Consider the following 17640-nt stretch of genomic DNA (forward strand, 5'->3'; position numbering starts at 1 on the left):
TAACTTCACAGGAGGGGTTCCCATGGGGGAGAACACCATCGCCCTGGAAGAACTCGGCGACGAGTACTTCCAGGACCCGCACACCTTCCACGCCGCACTGCGCGAACAGTCCGCGGCACGCCAGGTCGTGCTGCCGCGCGGCCTCAAGGTCTGGCTCGTCACCCGCTACGACGACGCCCGGCTCGTGCTCGCCGACCCGAGGTTCAGCAAGGACCACACCCGGCTGGCACCGCTGTTCGACAAGCACCTCGCCGGCCAGGGCGACCGCGTGCACGTCGACCAGGTGCTGGCGCAGCACATGCTCAACACCGACCCGCCCAACCACACCCGGCTGCGCAAACTGGTCACCAAGGCCTTCACCGCACGCCGCGTCGACCAGCTGCGCCCGCGCATCCAGCAGATCACCGACGAACTGCTCGACGAGATCACCGGCCGACCCGAGGTCGACCTGGTCGACGCGCTCGCGTTCCCGCTGCCCATCAAGGTCATCAGCGAGATGCTCGGCGTGCCGATGGACCGGCGCGACGACTTCCGGCGCTGGTCCAACATCCTCGTCGCGGGCACCGAGCCGCCGCTGATCGAGGAAGCGGGCGCCGCGATGGCGATGTTCCTGGCCGACCTGGTGGCGGACAAGCGCGACAACCCCGGCGACGACTTCTTCTCCGCCCTCGTGCACGCCACCGAGGACAACGACCGGCTGGACCACGCCGAACTCACCTCGATGGCGTTCCTGCTGCTCGTCGCCGGCCACGAGACGACCGTCAACCTGATCGCCACCGGCGTGTACAACCTGCTGCGCCACCCCGAACAGCTGGCGAAGCTGCGCGCCGACCGGACCCTGCTGCCCGGCGCGGTCGAGGAGTTCCTCCGCTACGAAGGACCGGTCAACCAGTCCACGTTCCGGTTCACCACCGAGGAGGTGACGGTGGGCGAGGTCACCATCCCGGAAGGCGAGTTCGTGCTGGCGTCGCTGCTCTCGGCGAACCGCGACGAGAACCGGTTCCCCGACGGGGAGACGTTCGACATCACCCGCCCCGCCGGCGGCCACCTCGCGTTCGGCCACGGCATCCACTACTGCCTGGGCGCACCCCTGGCCCGCATCGAGGGCGAGATCGCCATCGGCACCCTGCTCGACCGGTTCGACCTCGGCCTGGCCGCCGAACCGGAGACGCTGCGGTGGCGCTCCAGCGCGCTCATGCGCGCGCTCTACACGCTGCCGGTTAGCCTGTCGGCTCGTGGACCGCGATGAGCTGCTGAAGCTGGACCAGGCGCACGTCTGGCACCCGTACGGCCCGATGCCGGGCACCCGCGAACCACTCGTGATCGAGTCGGCGCGAGGTGTCCGGCTCCGGCTGGACGACGGCCGCGAACTGGTCGACGGCATGTCCTCGTGGTGGGCCGCCATCCACGGCTACCGGCACCCGGTGCTGGACGACGCCGTCCGCGACCAGCTCGGCCGGATGAGCCACGTCATGTTCGGCGGCCTGACCCACCAGCCCGCCGTCGCACTGTCCGCCCGCCTGGTCGAGATCACACCCGAACCGCTGCGGCACGTCTTCCTGTGCGACTCGGGCTCGGTGTCGGTCGAAGTCGCCGTCAAGATGGCGCTCCAGTACTGGCGCTCGCAGGGACGGCCCGAAAAGCGGCGGCTGCTGACCTGGCGCGGCGGGTACCACGGGGACACCTTCCAGCCGATGTCGGTGTGCGACCCGGAAGGCGGGATGCACTCGCTGTGGCGCGGTGTCCTCCCGGACCAGGTCTTCGCCTCCCCGCCACCGCGAGCGCTCGAAACCCCGTACGTGGAGGAGCTGGCGCGGCTCATCGAGGAGCACGCCGACGAACTGGCCGCCGTGATCGTGGAACCCGTGGTGCAGGGCGCGGGCGGCATGCGCTTCCACGACCCGCGCTACCTGCACGTGTTGCGGGAACTGACGTTGACGCACGACGTGCTGCTGATCTTCGACGAGATCGCCACCGGGTTCGGGCGCACCGGAGAGCTGTTCGCCGCCGACCACGCCGCGGTCAGCCCGGACGTCATGTGCGTCGGCAAGGCGTTGACCGGCGGGTACCTGTCCATGGCGGCCACCCTGTGCACACCCCGCGTGGCGGACGGGATCTCCCGCGGCGAAGTGCCCGTGCTGGCCCACGGCCCGACGTTCATGGGCAACCCGCTGGCGTCGGCGGTGGCGCTGGCCTCCATCGACCTGCTGCTGTCCCAGGACTGGCGGTCGTCGGTGCGACGCATCTCCGACGGGCTCAAGACCGGCCTGGCAAACGCGCCCGGCGACGTGCGGGTGCTCGGTGCGATCGGCGTGGTCCAACTGGACCACCAGGTCGACATGGCGGCGGCGACGGCGGCGGCCGTGGCACACGGCGTGTGGCTGCGCCCGTTCCGCGACCTGATCTACACCATGCCGCCGTTCATCAGCACCGATGACGACGTGGCCGCGATCAGCGCGGCCGTCGTCGCGGCGGCCGAGGCGTCACACGGCGCGTGACCGGTCGTCAGCGCCCGGTAGCGTGAGGTGCAGTCGACGTGTTTCTGCCTTGGAGGCGAACATGATCCGGAAAATCGGCGTCGCCCTCGCGGCCTGCGCCGCGCTCGTCACCGCGGCCACCCCCGCCACGGCCGACCAGGTCACCGGCGGGCGGTACTGGCAGCACGGCGACGGGAAGCTGGAGCTGTACCGGACCGGGCTGTGCCTGGACGCGGCGCTGGAGGAGATCGGGCGCAACGGCGGCAAGGTGCAGCTGTGGACGTGCGGGATGGGCGGGGACGAACAGCGCTGGGACGCCGTGCAGACCGACCGCGGCGGGCAGCTGTTGGTGAACCGGCTCAGCGGGCGGTGCCTGGACGTGGCGCTGGAGGAGATCGACCTGGAGGGTGGCCGGGTGCAGCTGTGGGACTGCGGCTGGGGTGGTGACGAGCAGCTCTGGCAGATCGACCGGCACCAGGGCGACGTGTTCATCGACAGCCGTGCGACCCGTGGGCGGTTGGGCGTGCGCGGTCAGGAAGACCTCCGCGACGGCTCGCCGGTGGGGATGTGGTTCAAGAGCTGAGACCGTCCGGCGCGTGGCGGTTCGACGCGGGATGCCCTCGACGGCGGTTCGGCGTGGGATGCCCTCGGCGCGGGGTCACGTTCGCAGCAGGCTGGACCCCCACACCAGCAACAGCGCCGAATACGCGACCAGCGCCCAGCCGACCGAGGTCCCGTCCGGCTCGCCCTTGCGCCGCAACAGCTTCATGACCAGTGCCCACAGACAGACGACGACCACGAGCACCAACGGCACCGCAGCCACCCCGTACGCGCCGGAGTACACGCCCGCCCAGAAGTCGGTCGGCAGCCGGATGCCGTTCGCGTAGCCGGAGGGGATGCACAGCAGCGCCACGGCCGACCACACGGACGCGATGACCTTCAGCCTCTTCACGTTGTCCGGTTTCGCGGTCTCGTGGTTGATCGACAGCACGCCCAGCGCCCCGAACGCCCCGCCCGCGAACAACCAGCCGACCACCGTCGACACCACCGGGATGCGGCCGACCACCTCGCCGAGCGCGGGGAAGACGGTGCCCCACAGGAGGAAGTGCCCGCCGACACCCGACACCGTGCCGCCCAGCACGACCCCTGTCTGCTGCCACCCGGACAGCCTGGTGAACCAGTTCTTCGGCGCGGGCTCCGGCCGCCGCCCCTGGCCCTGCTTTCGTCGTGCTCGCCGCTGCCCTTGTGGCCCCGGCCCCCGGCTCGACTTCGACTTCGATCCCGACCCGGCCAACGTCACACCCTGACGGCTTCCGCCAACTGGACGTTCGTCGGCTCCACCAGCACCGCCCCGTCGGGCAGCACGATCACCGGGATGTTCTTCCGCCCACCGGCCAACTCGACAGCCCGATCCCGCGCCACGTCATCCCGCTCGACGTCGACCTCGGTGAACGGCACTTCGTGCTCCCGCAGCCAGGCCTTGGCCCGCCGGCAGTCGCCACACCAGTCCGCACCGTAGAGAACGATCTCACCCATAGGCGTGATGCTAGAACGTGGCCGGCCGCGACGCTCCGTGTAGTCGTAGGGTGAGTGTCCGTGAGCGTCCTCGTGATCACCGGAACGGGAACCGAGGTCGGCAAGACGGTGGTAGTCGCCGCGCTGGCCGCCCTGGCCGTCGCCGACGGCCGCCGGGTAGCCGTGCTGAAACCCGCGCAGACCGGCATCGCCGCCGACGAACCCGGCGACCTGTCCGAGGTGATCCGCCTGGCAGGCCCGGTGACCACGCGCGAACTACGCCGCTACCCCGACCCCCTGGCCCCCGCCACCGCCGCCCGCCGCTCCGGCCGACCCACCGTGCACCCCAGCGAGATGGCCGCCGCCGCAGTCGACCTGGACCGCACCCACGACCTGGTGCTGGTCGAGGGCGCCGGCGGCCTGCTCGTCCGGTTCGACGACGAGGGCACCACCATCGCCGACGCGGCCTGGGCCCTCAACGCCCCGGTCCTGGTCGTCGCACACGCCGGCCTCGGCACCCTGAACATGACCGCCCTGACCGCCGAGGCCCTGCTGCACCGGGGCCTGGAGTCCGTCGGCGTGGTAGTAGGCCGCTGGCCCGCCGAACCGGACCTCGCGGCCCGCTGCAACCTGGTCGACCTGCCCGAAGCCGCCGGCGGCCCGCTCTTGGGCGTGCTCCCCGACGGCGCGGCACGCCTGAGCCGCGCGGATTTCCTGGACACCGCACGCGCCGCCCTGTCCCCGTGGTTCGGCGGCACGTTCGACCCGGAGAAGTTCGCCGCCCCGCACACCTGCTGACCCGGCCGCGTGCTGACCCGGCCGCCAGGTGGCTGCCGGGCACCTGCTGACTTCGGCCGTCTGGTGGCCGCCAAGTACCTGCCGACCCGGTCGCCGGGTGACCGCCGGACACTTGCCGACCCGGTCACCAGGCGCACCCGGTCACCAAGCGCACCCGATCACCAGACGCACCCGGGCATCAGGTGGCCGCCGGGCACACCTGCCGATGCCCAGGCCACCAGGTGCCCTTCAGGCACCCTGCCGACTGCCGGACACTGCCGACCTCGGGCCTGTGTCGACCGAGCACTCCCGCCTGGCCCGCCGCCTTGCTATTTAGGCTCATGCTTCGAGACCGGCACCAGGTTGTCATCGAGAGACCGGTTGACCGGGACGGGGGGATTCTGGCGGTTTGGGCGGTGGCGGGGTTGACCGTGTCAGTGACGTACGTCGCTGGGTCGGGGGTCGGGGTGTGCGGCAGACTGGCCGGCGGACCATGGCCGGACAACCCTATGGAGAAGTCGTGACCGCAGCCCCCGAACAGGTCGATGTCCTCGGCGTTGCCCGTGAGCAGGTGCTGGAGCGCGGTGTCGGGTTGTCCGAGGAGCAGGTGCTCGGGGTGCTCCAACTGGCCGACGACCGGATCCCCGAGTTGCTGGAGCTGGCCCACCAGGTGCGGATGCGCTGGTGCGGGCCGGAGGTCGAGGTCGAGGGGATCGTGTCGCTGAAGACCGGCGGCTGCCCGGAGGACTGCCACTTCTGCTCCCAGTCGGGCCAGTTCCCGTCGCCGGTCCGCTCGGCGTGGCTGGACATCCCCGGGCTGGTGCGGGCGGCGAGGCAGACCGCCGAGACGGGCGCCACCGAGTTCTGCATCGTGGCGGCTGTGCGCGGGCCGGACAAGCGGCTGTTGTCGCAGGTGCGGGACGGGATCAAGGCCATCCGCGAGGACGGCAACGACATCCAGATCGCGTGTTCGCTCGGCATGCTCACCCAGGAGCAGGTGGACGAGCTGGTCGCCATGGGCGTGCACCGCTACAACCACAACCTGGAGACCGCCCGCTCGCACTTCCCGAACGTCGTCACCACCCACTCGTGGGAGGAGCGGTGGGACACGCTGCGGATGGTGCGTGACGCGGGCATGGAGGTGTGCTGCGGCGGGATCATCGGGATGGGCGAGACGTTGGGGCAGCGCGCCGAGTTCGCGGTGCAGCTGGCGTCGTTGGAGCCGGACGAGGTGCCGCTGAACTTCCTCATCCCGAACCCCGGCACGCCGTACGAGAACTACCCGGTCGTCGAGGGGCCGGACGCGTTGCGCGCGGTCGGTGCGTTCCGGCTGGCGTTGCCGCGCACCATCCTGCGGTTCGCGGGCGGTCGGGAGCTGACGTTCGGCGACCTCGGTGCGAAGCAGGGCATGCTGGGCGGCATCAACGCGATCATCGTCGGCAACTACCTGACCAACCTGGGCCGCCCGGCGCAGGACGACCTGGACATGCTCCAGGAGCTGTCGATGCCGATCAAGGAACTGAGCAAGACGCTGTGACGACCGGGCAGGACGCGGTGACGACCGGGCAGGGTGCTGGGGCGGTCGGGCTGGGCGCGGTGACGACTGGGCGAGGCGCGGTGACGATGGCCGGAGCGGTGACGTACTGCGGGTACTGCGGCAAGGACCTCGGCGAGGCTGATCACGCGGCGTGCGCCCGACGCCTGCGGGTCATCGACCCGCCGAGGTTCTGCTCGGCCTGTGCTCGCCGCATGGTCGTGCAGGTGACGCCGGCCGGGTGGACCGCCACGTGCAGCCGTCACGGCGAGATCACCTCCGCGCGGTAACCTCCCTGCACGGGGTATTCCGGGCTGGGGAGGTCGTGCGTGGCGGAACAACCGGTGGACGAGCGGGCCGTGCCCGTGCAGGCGCCACCTGTCTTCGTCTACCGCTACGCCCCGCAACGGCCTCGGGTGGTGGTGAAGCGCGACCTGCTGCCGGGCTTCGCGGTGCTGTCGACGATCGCGTTGCTCGGGCTGCCCGTCGGGTGGTTGTGGGCGTGGATCGCGCCGCCGCAGAACGTGGTGATCGCCGAGGACGCGTCGCTGGTGCCGGTCACGGGTGAGAGCTACCACCGGCTCGACGGGTTGATGCTGTTCGTGCTCATCGGGCTGGGTGCCGGGCTGTTGACCGGTATCGCGGTGTGGTTGCTGCGGGAACGCCGCGGTCCGGTGGTGATGCTCGCGGCCACGGCGGGTGGCGTCGTGGCGGCGTACCTGGCGCAGCGGACCGGTGTCGGCACTGCCGCCGGTCGGTACGCGGTGGGCGCCGCGCCCAAGGTGGGGGACATGATCGCCTTGGCCCCGGTGCTGGAGACGTGGTGGGGCGTGCTGGCGTGGCCCTTGGGCACGGCGCTGGCCTATGGCTGTCTGGCGGCGTGGAACGGGCTGGACGACCTCGGCCGCCGGCTCGGCTAGAGCACGCGCCGTTTCCCGCGCTGGTTCACGGGCATGAACTCCGGCTCGGTCACAAGCTCGGACACGAGCAACGACGACCGCGAGACACACGCGTGGACACGAACAGGGACGACAACAAAGACACGAACGAGGACACGCCCTAGAACACGCGGTAGTCGTCGTCGCGGACGTCGGTGACGAACATGTGTCCGGGTGCGTGGGTGATCGCGAACGGTGGCTTGGACGCCATCACCGCCGCTTGCGGGGTGACGCCGCAAGCCCAGAACACCGGGACGTCGCCGTCGTGCGGTGAGGTGGCGTCGCCGAACTCGGGCTGGTCGAGGTCCTTGATGCCCAGCGCGTTCGGCGATCCGATGTGCACGGGAGCGCCGTGCACGGCGGGCATTCGGGCGGTGATGTCGCGGGCCGTGTCAGTCAGGTGCGCCGGGACGTAGCGCATGCTGACCACCATCGGGCCGTGCAGGCGGCCTGCCGGGCGGCATTCGCGGTCGGTGACGTACATCGGGACGTTGCGGCCCTGCTGGACGTGGCGCAGCGGCACACCGGCCTGTCTGAGCGCCGATTCGAAGGTGAAGCTGCACCCGATCAGGAACGCCACGAGGTCGTCCCGCCAGTACCCGGTGGCGTCGGTCGGCTCGGCGGTGAGTTCGCCGTGCTCCCAGATCCGGTAGCGCGGCAGGTCGCGCCTCAGGTCGGCGTGCTGAGCCAGCACGGTTCTCGGCGAGCCCACGTCGGTCACGTCCAGCACGGGGCACGGTTTCGGGTTGCGTTGGGCGAACAGCAGCACGTCGTAGGCCCAGTCCCGGGGGACGGCGATCAGGTTCGCCTGCGTGTACCCGTCGGCGAGGCCCGCGGTCGGGCCGGTGGCGTGGCGGCGTGCTTCCTCGGGCGTCACAGCGGGCGCTTCGACGGATGCCACGGTGGGTGCTCCTGCGGATGCCACGGTGGGTGCTTCAACGGGTGGCGAGGCGGGTGTCACCGACCTGGTTGCGGCGGTCTCGGGTGTTGTCACAGCAGTTCCCTTCCCTTCGTCTCGGGCAGACCGAACAGCGCCACGACGGCGATCCCGTACGCGATCGCACCGAACACCATCGCGCCGCCGATGCCCATCCGTTCCGCCATGAACCCGACCAGCGTGGGGAACAACGCGCCCACCGCGCGGCCGAAGTTGTAGGTGAAGCCCTGGCCGGTGCCGCGCAGGGCGGTCGGGTACAGCTCCGCGAGGAACGACCCGAAGCCGCTGAAGATCGCGGACATGCAGAACCCGAGCGGGAAGCCGAGGAACAGCACCGCGGTGTTCGCGCCGGCCGGGATCTGGGTGTAGAGCATGATCAGCGCGGCGGACAGGACGGAGAACAGGGCGAACGTCTTCTTGCGCCCCAACCAGTCCGTGACGTAGCCGCCGGCGACGTAGCCGATGAACGCACCGGAGATGAGGAACGCCAGGTACCCGCCGGTGCCGATGACGGTGAGCCCGCGTTCGGACTTGAGGTAGGTGGGCAGCCAGGTGGCGAGCGTGTAGTAGCCGCCTTGGACGCCGGTCGCGAGCAGGGACGCGAACAGCGTGGTGCGGGTCAGGTTCCCTGCGAAGATTGCCTGGAACGAGCCCTTGTGCCTGCTGGTGGCACGGTGTTCGGTGACCTGCGGGGCGTCCTTGACGGTGCGGCGGACGTAGATGATGAGGATCGCGGGGAGGGCGCCGGTCCAGAACAGCACGCGCCAGGCGACGTCCTGCGGGAAGAAGTTGAAGACCAGCGCATAGACCAGCACCGACAGCGCCCAGCCGACCGCCCACGCGCTCTGGATGAACGCCACCGTGCGGCCTCGGTACTGCGGTTTGCAGTACTCCGCGACCAGGATCGCGCCCGCCGCCCACTCGCCGCCGAAGCCCAGGCCTTGCAGGGCGCGGAAGATCAGGAGGGTTTCGTAGCTGGTGGCGAAGCCGCACAGGACGGTGAAGACGGCGTAGGTGGCGACCGTGATCATGAGGGTGCGGACGCGGCCGATGCGGTCGGCCATGATCCCGGCGACCGCGCCGCCGATGGCGCTCACCACCAGGGTGACCGTGGTGAGGAGGCCGGCTTCGCCCTTGGTGATGCCGAAGTAGGCGGTGATCGCCACCAGGCCGAGGGGCAGTACCTGGAAGTCGTACGAGTCCAGCCCGTAGCCGCCGAACGCCCCGATGAAGGCCTTCCGGCCGTTGCGGCCGAGAGTGCGGAACCAGGCGAAGGGGCCGCTGTCCGTTCGGTCGGTCTCTGTGGTGCTGCTGCTCATCGTTCACCTCGCAGACGTGGGGTTGTGCGCTGGACCACACCGTAGAGGATTGTTGAACAATCCCACTATAGAGCAATAGGACGAATCAACAGGAGGGCATTCCAGTGGGGTTGGCATGGTGACGCGGGAGCGAGGGCACGCAGGGGGAGCGGGGCGTTGGGCGCGAGCCTCGGGAGGGTTACACGCGAGCTGTCGGAGGTCGCGAAGGGTCGCACCACTGACACGAGCCGACAAACGTCGCCCGTTCCGGTCAACCGACCGCTCGATGACAACCGGGTGCTGGTCTCAGAGCATGAGCCTAGATAGGAAGGCGGCGGGCCAGGCGGCGGGCATGTGCGCAGCCAGGGCGAGACATGCCGACCAGAAGCTTGACCGAGCCCTCCGTGCGGAGAAGAGCGTCCGTGATCGCGAACGGCCGTGATCTCGAACGGCGCTTCCGGTCGGTGCGTGAGGGAGGCGTAGCAGCCGCTGATAGCTGCGACACTGCGCCAGTGGTGCGCCCCGGACAACGGCTTGCCGATGACTCACTCTGGGCGGCGACTCACTCTGGGCGGCGACTCACTTCGGGCGGCGACTCACTCTGGGCGGCCCTGTCCCACGTTGAACTGGAGCAGATTCGGCGATACTTCGAATCCATGGCGGGAGTACGCCGAGATGGCCCGGTCACTGGAGTGCACCGTTACCCGCTCAAGGCCCAGATCGCTCGCCCACGCCAAGACGGCTTTGATCAGTTCGCCACCCAGACCGCGGCCACGTTCGTCCGGTGTCACGTACACGCACTGCACGTCACCCGACGTCCGTTCGAACACACGCGGGTGGGGCACGCGCTCTGTGATGGCCAGCCAGGCCACGCCGATGACCACCTCGTCGCGGAGCAACACCATGCACCGATGCGAGGACTCGTTCTTCTGTGCCCACGCCACGAATTGGGGCGCGAACTCCTCCACCGTGGTGTGCGTCGTTCCGTAGACCTCTTGCACCCACCGCCGGCGCAGCTCGGCGACAGCGGGTAGCTCACCGGCACGGACCGGACGGATCGCGATGTCGTCCACACATCCATCCTGGCTCAAGCGGCCCGCGCAGTGGTGGCCTCCCGCCCCGCGCAGTGGTGTCGTCCCGCGTGGGCGGGGCGTGTGGGTGGGCGGCGTGTGGGTAGGGCGCAATGCGGGGTTCGGTGTACCGGCCTGGGGCGGCTCGGGTGCGGCGGCCCGATGTGGGCTTGGGTGTGGTGGCGCGGGGGTTGCTCGGGTGCGGTGGCCCGAGGTGGCCTGGTGCGGCGGCCCGGTGTGGGCTTGGGTGCGGCGGCGCGGGGGTGGCTCAGTTGCGGTGGGGGAGGTGGCCCAGTTCGGCGATCGGGGCGGGCACCGCGTGGAGGGCGGTGATGATTCCCGCTTCGCGGTGCATCATCCGGCGGACCAAGCGCAGGCGGCGGGCCTCGGAGCGTTCCTCCAGCAGGTGCTGCCGGTCCTCCAGGGTGAGCAGGCAGTCGTTGGCCAACGAGTACGCCAGCATCTCCGTCCGCGCCACCACCGGATCGTCCTCGAACGCCGCCTGCCGGTACCGGCGGAACGCTCCCATCGCGCCGTCCACCAGCAGCGGCAGCACTTCGGCCACTTCGGCCGGGGCGGGCACGTCCGCGACCCACTCGACCTTGCCCAGCAGGTAGGGCGCGCTCTCCGTGTCCACGTCCACCAGGCGGAACCGTCGGCCGCCGGTGGTGGACAGGTCGAAACGGCCGTCCGGCAGGGGTTTGGCGTCGCGGAGGAGGGCTTCGCAGCCGACTTCGTGCAGCGCCGTCGCGTTGCCGGTGCCGACCTCCCAACCCTGCCGGATCGCCACCACGCCGAAGGCGCGGCCCGGCAGCTGCTCGGTCAGCAGGTCCACGGTCAGCTGTCGGTAGCGCGGTTCGAACACGTGCAAGGGCAGCGACGTTCCCGGCAGCAGTACGGTACCCAGGGGGAACAGCGGGAGCGTCGTGGTCACGTCCCCAAGTTACGGCTGCTGGGTGGCCGCAGCACGGCGAACGGATCGGTCACCCGCATCTGCCTTGACACGAAGCGGAACAGCGCGGCCGGGCGCCCGCCGGACGGGCCTACCGGTGCGACCGCGCCGGTGGGCTCCAGCAGGCCGCGGCGGGACAGCACGCGTTGCAGGTTGGTCGCCGACACCTCGTACCCCAGCGCCGCCGAGTACAGCGATCGCAGCGCCGAGATGGTGAACTCCGGCGGCGCCAAGGCGAAACCCAGGTTCGTGTAGGACAGTTTGGACGCCAGCCGGTGCCGCGCCCGCCGGCAGATGGCCTCGTGGTCGAACGCGGTCGCGGGCAGTGTGTCGACCGGGTGCCACGCGGTGTCGGAGGGCACGACGGGGTCCGTGTCGGAGCGGACCAGGCCGAGGAACGCGGTCGCCACCACGCGGGGGCCGGGGACGCGGTCGGGGGCGCTGAAGACGGCCAGCTGCTCCACGTGTGAGAGCTGTGTCACGTCGACCTTCTCCGCCAGCTGGCGCCGGATCGACGCCTCCACGTCCTCGGTCCCACCGAGCCCGCCACCGGGCAGTGACCAGCGGTGAGCGTGCGGTTCCCGCGCGCGCTCCCACAGCATGACCTGGAGTGATCCGGCTCTCACCTGGAGCACTGCGGCCAGTACCTCATGTCCCGCGAGACCCACCGGCTGATACTATCGGCCAAGTTTTCGCCCGGTAGGCGAAAACCTGGCTGAAGGAGGACACCATGGTCGCTACCGCCTACGTGGAGCGAACCTCTGACGGTGCGTACGACGGCATCGCGCCGGACGCCGCCTGGCGGGACGAGGTGCTGGAGCTGGCGCGCAGGCAGGACGCGGTGATCCTCGCGCACAACTACCAGCTCCCGGAGATCCAGGACATCGCGCACCACACCGGCGACTCGCTGGCGCTCAGCCGCATCGCCGCGGCGAGCGACGCGTCGACCATCGTCTTCTGCGGCGTGCACTTCATGGCCGAGACCGCGAAGATCCTGGCCCCGCACAAGACCGTGCTGATCCCGGACGAGCGCGCGGGCTGCTCGCTGGCCGACTCGATCACCGGCGACCAGCTGCGCGCGTGGAAGGCCGAGCACCCCGGCGCGGTCGTGGTGTCCTATGTGAACACCACCGCCGAGGTGAAGGCGGAGACGGACATCTGCTGCACGTCGTCGAACGCGGTGGACGTGGTGGCGTCCATCCCGGCCGACCGCGAGGTGCTGTTCCTGCCCGACCAGTTCCTCGGCGCGCACGTGAAGCGCGAGACCGGCCGGCGGAACCTGCACATCTGGGCGGGCGAGTGCCACGTCCACGCGGGCATCAACGGCCCCGAGCTGGCCGAGCGGGCGGCGGCGAACCCGGACGCCGACCTGTTCATCCACCCGGAGTGCGGCTGCGCCACCTCCGCGCTCTACCTAGCGGGCGAGGGCACCGTCCCGGCGGAGAAGGTGAAGATCCTCTCGACCGGCGACATGATCACCGCCGCCCGCAGCACCAGCGCGAAGTCGGTGCTGGTGGCCACCGAGATCGGCATGCTGCACCAGCTGCGCCGGGCCGCGCCGGAGATCGACTTCCGCGCGGTGAACGACCGGGCTTCCTGCCGGTACATGAAGATGATCACCCCGACCGCGCTGCTGCGCTGCCTGCGCGAGGGCAAGGACGAGGTGCACGTCGACCTGGACACCGCGAAGCGGGCGCGGGGCGCCGTGCAGCGGATGATCGAGATCGGCAAGCCCGGCGGCGGCGAGTGAGCACCCCGCTGTGGGAGGCCCGTGCCGACCTGGTCGTGGTCGGCACGGGTGTCGCGGGGCTGACGGCGGCGCTGCGCGCGCGTGAGCTGGGGCTGCGGGTCCTCGTCGTCACCAAGGCGGAACAGCGGGAGGGCAACACCCGGTGGGCGCAGGGCGGTGTCGCGGTCGTGCTGCCGGACGAGCACGACGAGGGCGACACGGTCGACGCGCACATCCGCGACACGTTGGTCGCGGGCGCGGGTCTGTGCGACGAGGCCGCGGTGGCCGCGATCATCGCGGACGGCCCGGCGGCCGTGACCGGGCTGCGCCGACGGGGTGCGGTGTTCGACGCCGTCGGGAACGGCCGGCTGGCGCGCACCCGCGAGGGCGGGCACAGCGCGTTCCGCGTGGTGCACGCGGGAGGTGACGCGACCGGTGCCGAGGTGGAACGGGCGCTGCTCGCCGCTGCCGTCGACGGCCGGGTTCCGGTGCTGGAGCAGCACATCGCGGTGGACGCGGTGCGCACGCCGCTCGGCCAGGTGTGCGGGCTGCTGGTGCTGGACCCGAACGGGGTGCCGGGTGTGCTGACCGCGCCCGCCGTGCTGCTGGCCAGCGGCGGGCTGGGGCAGCTCTACCAGGCCACGTCCAACCCGGAGGTGGCGACCGGTGACGGTCTGGCGCTCGCGCTGCGGGCCGGCGCGGTGGCGGCGGACGTGGAGTTCGTCCAGTTCCACCCGACCGTCCTGTACACGGGACGGGGCGCGCGCGGCCGGTGTCCGCTGGTGACCGAGGCGGTGCGCGGTGAGGGCGCGGTGCTGGTCGACGCGACCGGCGCGCGCGTGATGCGCGGCGTGCACCCGTTGGAGGACCTGGCCCCGCGCGACGTCGTGGCGGCGGCCATCACCCGGCACATGGCGGGCGCGCCCGGTGGCGTGGACGACCACGTCTTCCTCGACGCCACCGGCATCTCCGACTTCGCCCGCCGGTTCCCGACCGTGCACGCGGCGTGCGTCACGGCCGGTGTCGACCCGGCCGGGCAGCCCATCCCGGTCGCGCCCGCCGCGCACTTCGCGTGCGGCGGCGTGGTGTCCGATGTGGACGGACGGACCGGGGTGACCGGCCTGTACGCGGCGGGCGAGGTGGCCCGGACCGGGCTGCACGGCGCGAACCGGTTGGCGTCCAACAGCCTGCTCGAAGGACTGGTGGTCGGCACGCGGGCCGCCGAGGCGGTCGCGAGTGACCTCGCCCTGGGCGTGCTGGCCCGCTGCACGGCCACCGCGGAGCTGCCGACCGCCCCGGTGGCGGACCGGGACTCGTTGCAGCGCGTGATGAGCCGGTACGCGGCGATCGGCCGGGACGCCGAAGGCCTCGCCGTGGTCGGCTCGGTGCTCGACCTGTCCACTGTGGACCGCAAGCTGGACACCAGGGAACTGGTGGAGGACGCGGCGCTGACCGTGGCGGCGCGGGCGCTGATCGCCGCCGCTGCCGAACGCACCGAGTCGCGCGGCTGCCACGTGCGCACCGACTTCACCTCCCGCGACGACGTGGGGTGGCAGCGCAGCCAGGTGGTGCGGCTCAACCCGTCGGGTCAGCCCGTGCTGGCCGACCCGGCGACGGCTTCGAGGGGAGTGGCATGACTTCCGCAGACCCGCACGACGGCCCGAAGAACAGGCCCGACACCAGGCCCGACACCGGAGTGCCCGGCGCCGGACCCGACATCGGGCTCGACCTGGACGACCTGCGCCGGGTGATCACCACGGCGCTCACCGAGGACCTCCGCTACGGCGCGGACGCGACGACCGAGGCGACGGTGCCCGCCGACGCGGTGGCCGTCGCCGAGCTCACGCCGCGCCAAGCCGGTGTGCTGGCCGGGATCCCGGTGGCGCTCGCGGTGTTCGAGGAGGTCCTGGACTTCGAGGTGCTGGCGCGCCGGGACGACGGCGACAAGGCCGTCCCCGGCGAGCCGGCGCTGGTGCTGCGCGGACCGGTGCGGGGTCTGCTCACCGCCGAACGGACCGCGCTGAACCTGCTGTGCCACCTGTCCGGCATCGCGACCCTCACCGCCGCGTGGGTGGCCGAGATCGCCGAGACCCGCGCGCGAGTGCGGGACTCCCGCAAGACCCTGCCGGGCCTGCGGCTGCTGGAGAAGTACGCGGTGCGCTGCGGCGGGGGCGTCAACCACCGGCTCGGCCTCGGCGACGCCGTGCTGATCAAGGACAACCACGTGCGCGCGGCCGGCTCGGTCACCGCCGCGATGGCCGCCGTGCGCACCCACGCCCCGCACCTGCCGTGCGAGGTGGAGGTGGATTCCCTGGCCCAGTTGGACGAAGCCGTCGCCGAGGGCGCGGAACTGGTGCTGCTGGACAACTTCACGGTCGCCGAGTGCGCGGAAGCCGTGCGGCGGGCGCGCGGCGTCCGGCTGGAGGCGTCCGGGGGGCTCACGCTGGACGTGGCCCGCGCCTACGCCGAAACCGGCGTGGACTACCTGGCGGTGGGTGGGCTGACGCACTCCGCGCCCGCCCTGGACCTGGGGATGGACCTGCGCTGAGCGGCTGCCCGCGCCCCCGTGGTGAGGGCGCGGGCTCCTGCCCGCTCAGGCCTTGTCGCCACGTGCGACCCCGCCGCGTCCGGTTCCGCCACGCCGGATCTCGCGTCCGGTCTCGTCCCGCTCGACCTCGACGCGCTCGCTGCGCACCTGGTCGCCGACCTCCTGCTGCTCGGTCACCGTCCGCTTGTCCAGCCGCACCTTCTCCACCGGCTCGACGCGCTTGTCCACCACCGGCTCCTGCCGCCTCAGCCTCACCTCGGCGGACTCCTCGGTGAACGCTTCGCCGGTCTCCCCTTCGGCGGGCTCGCTCACCACCCGCACCTCCTCGTGGGTCACCGGCACGGTCACGTTCTTCTGCTCGGTGACGACGTGCTTGACCAGCCGCACCCGGCCGGCTTCGACCTCGCGGGTGCCCACGTCGAGGTGCTCCTCGTACCGGGTCACCGACCCGTCGTCGGAGGTCCTGCCCCGCCCGCCGCGCACCTGGCCGCCCTGGGCCTGGTCGGGCCGGGAGACCTGCTCGGGCCGGGAGACCTGGTCGGCGCGGGTCTGCTGACCCGGGCCGGGCTTGCGGACCTGGCCGCCGCGCGGCATGCGGTCGTGCTCGCCGGTGTTCGCGGTCGGGATCATGCCGTAGTACCGGTACAGCTCGTCCTGCTGCGCGTCGGACATGTGCTGGTCTTCGACGTCGATCCGCGGCGCGTCCTTGACCTGCTGCTTCTCCACGGGAACGGTGATGTGGCCCTTGTCGATCCGGGCGTCCTGGATCGGCACGAACGTCTCCTTGAGGCCGAACAGCCCGGTGTGCACCGAAGCCCACATCGGCCGCCCGTCCCGGTCGTCCAGCCACACCTGCTTGACCGCACCGATCCGCTCGCCGTGCGAGTCCAGCACGTCGCAGTCGTACAGCCGGTCCACTTCGGCCTGGTTGATCATGGTGTTCCCTTCGCCTGGTCCGTCACTGCGAAGGCGGATTACCCCTGACCTGGAACAACCCATCGACCGTCACCCGGACGTGTGGCTCGTTCCCCCCGAAAGAGACTCGGATATCGCCGGCTCTACCCGGGGTCTGCCCGCGAGGGCGGTAGCGCTACAGCCTGCGATTGGCGAGCACGGGCAGTGCGCGCCTGGCCTGCTCGACCGCCGCCACGTCCACGTCCACCACGATCACGCCGGGCTCCGGACCCAACTGCTGCTCCACCGCCCCCAGCGGTGACGCGACCGTGCTGTACCCGATGCCGGTGGGCGCACCGCCGTGGTCCTCGCGCGGGTCGGCCTGCCCGCACGCCAGCACCCACGACGTGCAGTCCAGCGCACGTGCCCGCACCAACAGCTCCCACTGCTCGCGCTTGCCCGGCCCCGACCCCCACGAGGCGCCCAGGAGCACCGCGGACGCGCCTTCGTCGGCCAACGCCCGGAACAGTTCCGGGAAACGCACGTCGTAGCACGTCGCCAGCCCGAAGGTGACCCCGTCCACCTCGATGGTCACCGGTTCCGCACCCGGCGCGACGGTCCGCGACTCGGTGAAGCCGAAGGCGTCGAACAAGTGGATCTTGTCGTACCCGACGTGCATCCCGCCGCCGGTCGCCAACAGGGTGTTGGCGACCCGTCCGTCCGGCGACGGCGTGAACATGCCCGCCACGACCACCACGCCTTGTTCGTCCGCGATCTCGCGCACAGCCGTCGCCCACGGCCCGTCCAGCGGCTCGGCCACCGGTCCCAGCGGCACGCCGAACCGGCACATCGCCGCCTCCGGGAACACCACCACCCGCGCCCCCGCCGCGCGTTCGACGCCGCTGCGCAGCAGGTCGAGGTTCGCCGACGGGTCGGTGGACGACGTGATCTGGCAGAGCGCGACACGCATA

19 protein-coding genes are annotated in these 17640 nt (G+C 71.3%); 10 read left to right on the forward strand and 9 right to left on the reverse strand.

The genetic code is table 11. From position 1 onward, the window contains the following. Window positions 1-22: 22 nt before the first annotated feature. The 3 genes from FHS29_RS11495 (at window position 23) to FHS29_RS11505 (ending at window position 3060) form a co-directional block, all read left to right on the forward strand. Window positions 23-1249 (forward strand): cytochrome P450 family protein, encoded by a 1227-nt coding sequence (locus FHS29_RS11495; protein ID WP_184690561.1) that lies wholly within the window; start codon window positions 23-25, stop codon window positions 1247-1249. Beyond that, complete coding sequence (locus FHS29_RS11500) at window positions 1236-2498, forward strand: adenosylmethionine--8-amino-7-oxononanoate transaminase (RefSeq protein ID WP_184690562.1); 1263 nt, start codon at window positions 1236-1238, stop codon at window positions 2496-2498. The genes FHS29_RS11495 and FHS29_RS11500 overlap by 14 nt, the downstream gene beginning before the upstream one ends. Before the next feature lie 61 nt (window positions 2499-2559). Further along, window positions 2560-3060 (forward strand): RICIN domain-containing protein, encoded by a 501-nt coding sequence (locus FHS29_RS11505; RefSeq protein ID WP_184690563.1) that lies wholly within the window; start codon window positions 2560-2562, stop codon window positions 3058-3060. A gap of 75 nt (window positions 3061-3135) precedes the next feature. Here FHS29_RS11505 and FHS29_RS11510 read toward each other — a convergent pair whose 3' ends face one another. Further along, window positions 3136-3771, reverse strand: a complete 636-nt coding sequence (locus FHS29_RS11510; RefSeq protein ID WP_184690564.1) for a hypothetical protein — start codon at window positions 3769-3771, stop codon at window positions 3136-3138. A gap of 2 nt (window positions 3772-3773) precedes the next feature. Continuing rightward, window positions 3774-4013 (reverse strand): glutaredoxin family protein, encoded by a 240-nt coding sequence (locus tag FHS29_RS11515; RefSeq protein ID WP_184690565.1) that lies wholly within the window; start codon window positions 4011-4013, stop codon window positions 3774-3776. Window positions 4014-4073: 60 nt separating this feature from the next. Here FHS29_RS11515 and bioD point away from each other — a divergent pair, with 60 nt between their 5' ends. From bioD to FHS29_RS11535, 4 genes are all read left to right on the forward strand, one after another. After that, window positions 4074-4790 (forward strand): dethiobiotin synthase, encoded by a 717-nt coding sequence (gene bioD / locus FHS29_RS11520; protein ID WP_184690566.1) that lies wholly within the window; start codon window positions 4074-4076, stop codon window positions 4788-4790. Window positions 4791-5262: 472 nt separating this feature from the next. Continuing rightward, window positions 5263-6306, forward strand: coding sequence for a biotin synthase BioB (gene bioB / locus FHS29_RS11525; protein WP_221455757.1), 1044 nt, complete (start codon window positions 5263-5265; stop codon window positions 6304-6306). Then, entirely contained in the window at window positions 6303-6593 is a 291-nt protein-coding gene (gene bsaP, locus FHS29_RS11530) for a biotin synthase auxiliary protein BsaP (protein WP_376774410.1), read from the forward strand. The genes bioB and bsaP overlap by 4 nt, the downstream gene beginning before the upstream one ends. A gap of 39 nt (window positions 6594-6632) precedes the next feature. Next, window positions 6633-7223 carry a DUF2567 domain-containing protein gene (locus FHS29_RS11535; RefSeq protein WP_184690568.1) on the forward strand — a complete coding sequence of 197 codons (591 nt, stop codon included), beginning with the start codon at window positions 6633-6635 and terminating at the stop codon, window positions 7221-7223. A 139-nt stretch (window positions 7224-7362) separates the two neighbouring features. Here FHS29_RS11535 and FHS29_RS11540 read toward each other — a convergent pair whose 3' ends face one another. The 5 genes from FHS29_RS11540 to FHS29_RS11560 form a co-directional block, all read right to left on the reverse strand. Beyond that, entirely contained in the window at window positions 7363-8142 is a 780-nt protein-coding gene (locus FHS29_RS11540) for a putative hydro-lyase (RefSeq protein ID WP_312864866.1), read from the reverse strand. 89 nt (window positions 8143-8231) lie between these two features. After that, a complete protein-coding gene (locus FHS29_RS11545) occupies window positions 8232-9497 on the reverse strand; it encodes an MFS transporter (RefSeq protein WP_184690570.1) in 1266 nt (421 codons plus the stop codon). Between the two features lie 575 nt (window positions 9498-10072). After that, window positions 10073-10549 carry a GNAT family N-acetyltransferase gene (locus tag FHS29_RS11550; RefSeq protein WP_184690571.1) on the reverse strand — a complete coding sequence of 159 codons (477 nt, stop codon included), beginning with the start codon at window positions 10547-10549 and terminating at the stop codon, window positions 10073-10075. Between the two features lie 265 nt (window positions 10550-10814). Continuing rightward, window positions 10815-11480, reverse strand: coding sequence for an LON peptidase substrate-binding domain-containing protein (locus FHS29_RS11555; RefSeq protein WP_184690572.1), 666 nt, complete (start codon window positions 11478-11480; stop codon window positions 10815-10817). Then, a complete protein-coding gene (locus FHS29_RS11560; RefSeq protein ID WP_184690573.1) occupies window positions 11477-12166 on the reverse strand; it encodes an NUDIX hydrolase in 690 nt (229 codons plus the stop codon). Before FHS29_RS11560 ends, FHS29_RS11555 begins: the two co-directional genes overlap by 4 nt. Before the next feature lie 62 nt (window positions 12167-12228). Between FHS29_RS11560 and nadA the strand changes: the two genes are divergently transcribed. The 3 genes from nadA to nadC all read left to right on the forward strand — a co-directional run bounded on the left by nadA (window position 12229) and on the right by nadC (window position 15775). Further along, window positions 12229-13248 carry a quinolinate synthase NadA gene (nadA, locus tag FHS29_RS11565; protein WP_184690574.1) on the forward strand — a complete coding sequence of 340 codons (1020 nt, stop codon included), beginning with the start codon at window positions 12229-12231 and terminating at the stop codon, window positions 13246-13248. Then, window positions 13245-14864: an L-aspartate oxidase gene (locus FHS29_RS11570; RefSeq protein ID WP_184690575.1), complete on the forward strand. Its 1620-nt coding sequence runs from the start codon at window positions 13245-13247 to the stop codon at window positions 14862-14864. Before nadA ends, FHS29_RS11570 begins: the two co-directional genes overlap by 4 nt. Window positions 14865-14944: 80 nt before the next feature. Then, window positions 14945-15775 (forward strand): carboxylating nicotinate-nucleotide diphosphorylase, encoded by an 831-nt coding sequence (gene nadC, locus FHS29_RS11575; RefSeq protein WP_184690862.1) that lies wholly within the window; start codon window positions 14945-14947, stop codon window positions 15773-15775. A 45-nt stretch (window positions 15776-15820) separates the two neighbouring features. Here nadC and FHS29_RS11580 read toward each other — a convergent pair whose 3' ends face one another. Continuing rightward, a complete protein-coding gene (locus tag FHS29_RS11580) occupies window positions 15821-16711 on the reverse strand; it encodes a DUF2382 domain-containing protein (protein WP_184690576.1) in 891 nt (296 codons plus the stop codon). 154 nt (window positions 16712-16865) lie between these two features. Continuing rightward, window positions 16866-17639: a carbon-nitrogen hydrolase family protein gene (locus tag FHS29_RS11585; protein ID WP_184690577.1), complete on the reverse strand. Its 774-nt coding sequence runs from the start codon at window positions 17637-17639 to the stop codon at window positions 16866-16868. Window position 17640 lies beyond the last annotated feature (1 nt).

The organism is Saccharothrix tamanrassetensis, from assembly GCF_014203665.1.
Classification (GTDB): Bacteria; Actinomycetota; Actinomycetes; order Mycobacteriales; family Pseudonocardiaceae; genus Actinosynnema; species Actinosynnema tamanrassetense.

Coding starts and splice junctions, on each gene's coding strand:
- FHS29_RS11495 (WP_184690561.1), top strand. CDS start 23: ATGGGGGAGAACACCATCGCCCTGGAAGAACTCGGCGACGAGTACTTC.
- FHS29_RS11505 (WP_184690563.1), top strand. CDS start 2,560: ATGATCCGGAAAATCGGCGTCGCCCTCGCGGCCTGCGCCGCGCTCGTC.
- FHS29_RS11515 (WP_184690565.1), bottom strand. CDS start 4,013: ATGGGTGAGATCGTTCTCTACGGTGCGGACTGGTGTGGCGACTGCCGG.
- bioB (WP_221455757.1), top strand. CDS start 5,263: ATGGCCGGACAACCCTATGGAGAAGTCGTGACCGCAGCCCCCGAACAG.
- FHS29_RS11545 (WP_184690570.1), bottom strand. CDS start 9,497: ATGAGCAGCAGCACCACAGAGACCGACCGAACGGACAGCGGCCCCTTC.
- nadA (WP_184690574.1), top strand. CDS start 12,229: ATGGTCGCTACCGCCTACGTGGAGCGAACCTCTGACGGTGCGTACGAC.
- FHS29_RS11580 (WP_184690576.1), bottom strand. CDS start 16,711: ATGATCAACCAGGCCGAAGTGGACCGGCTGTACGACTGCGACGTGCTG.
- FHS29_RS11585 (WP_184690577.1), bottom strand. CDS start 17,639: ATGCGTGTCGCGCTCTGCCAGATCACGTCGTCCACCGACCCGTCGGCG.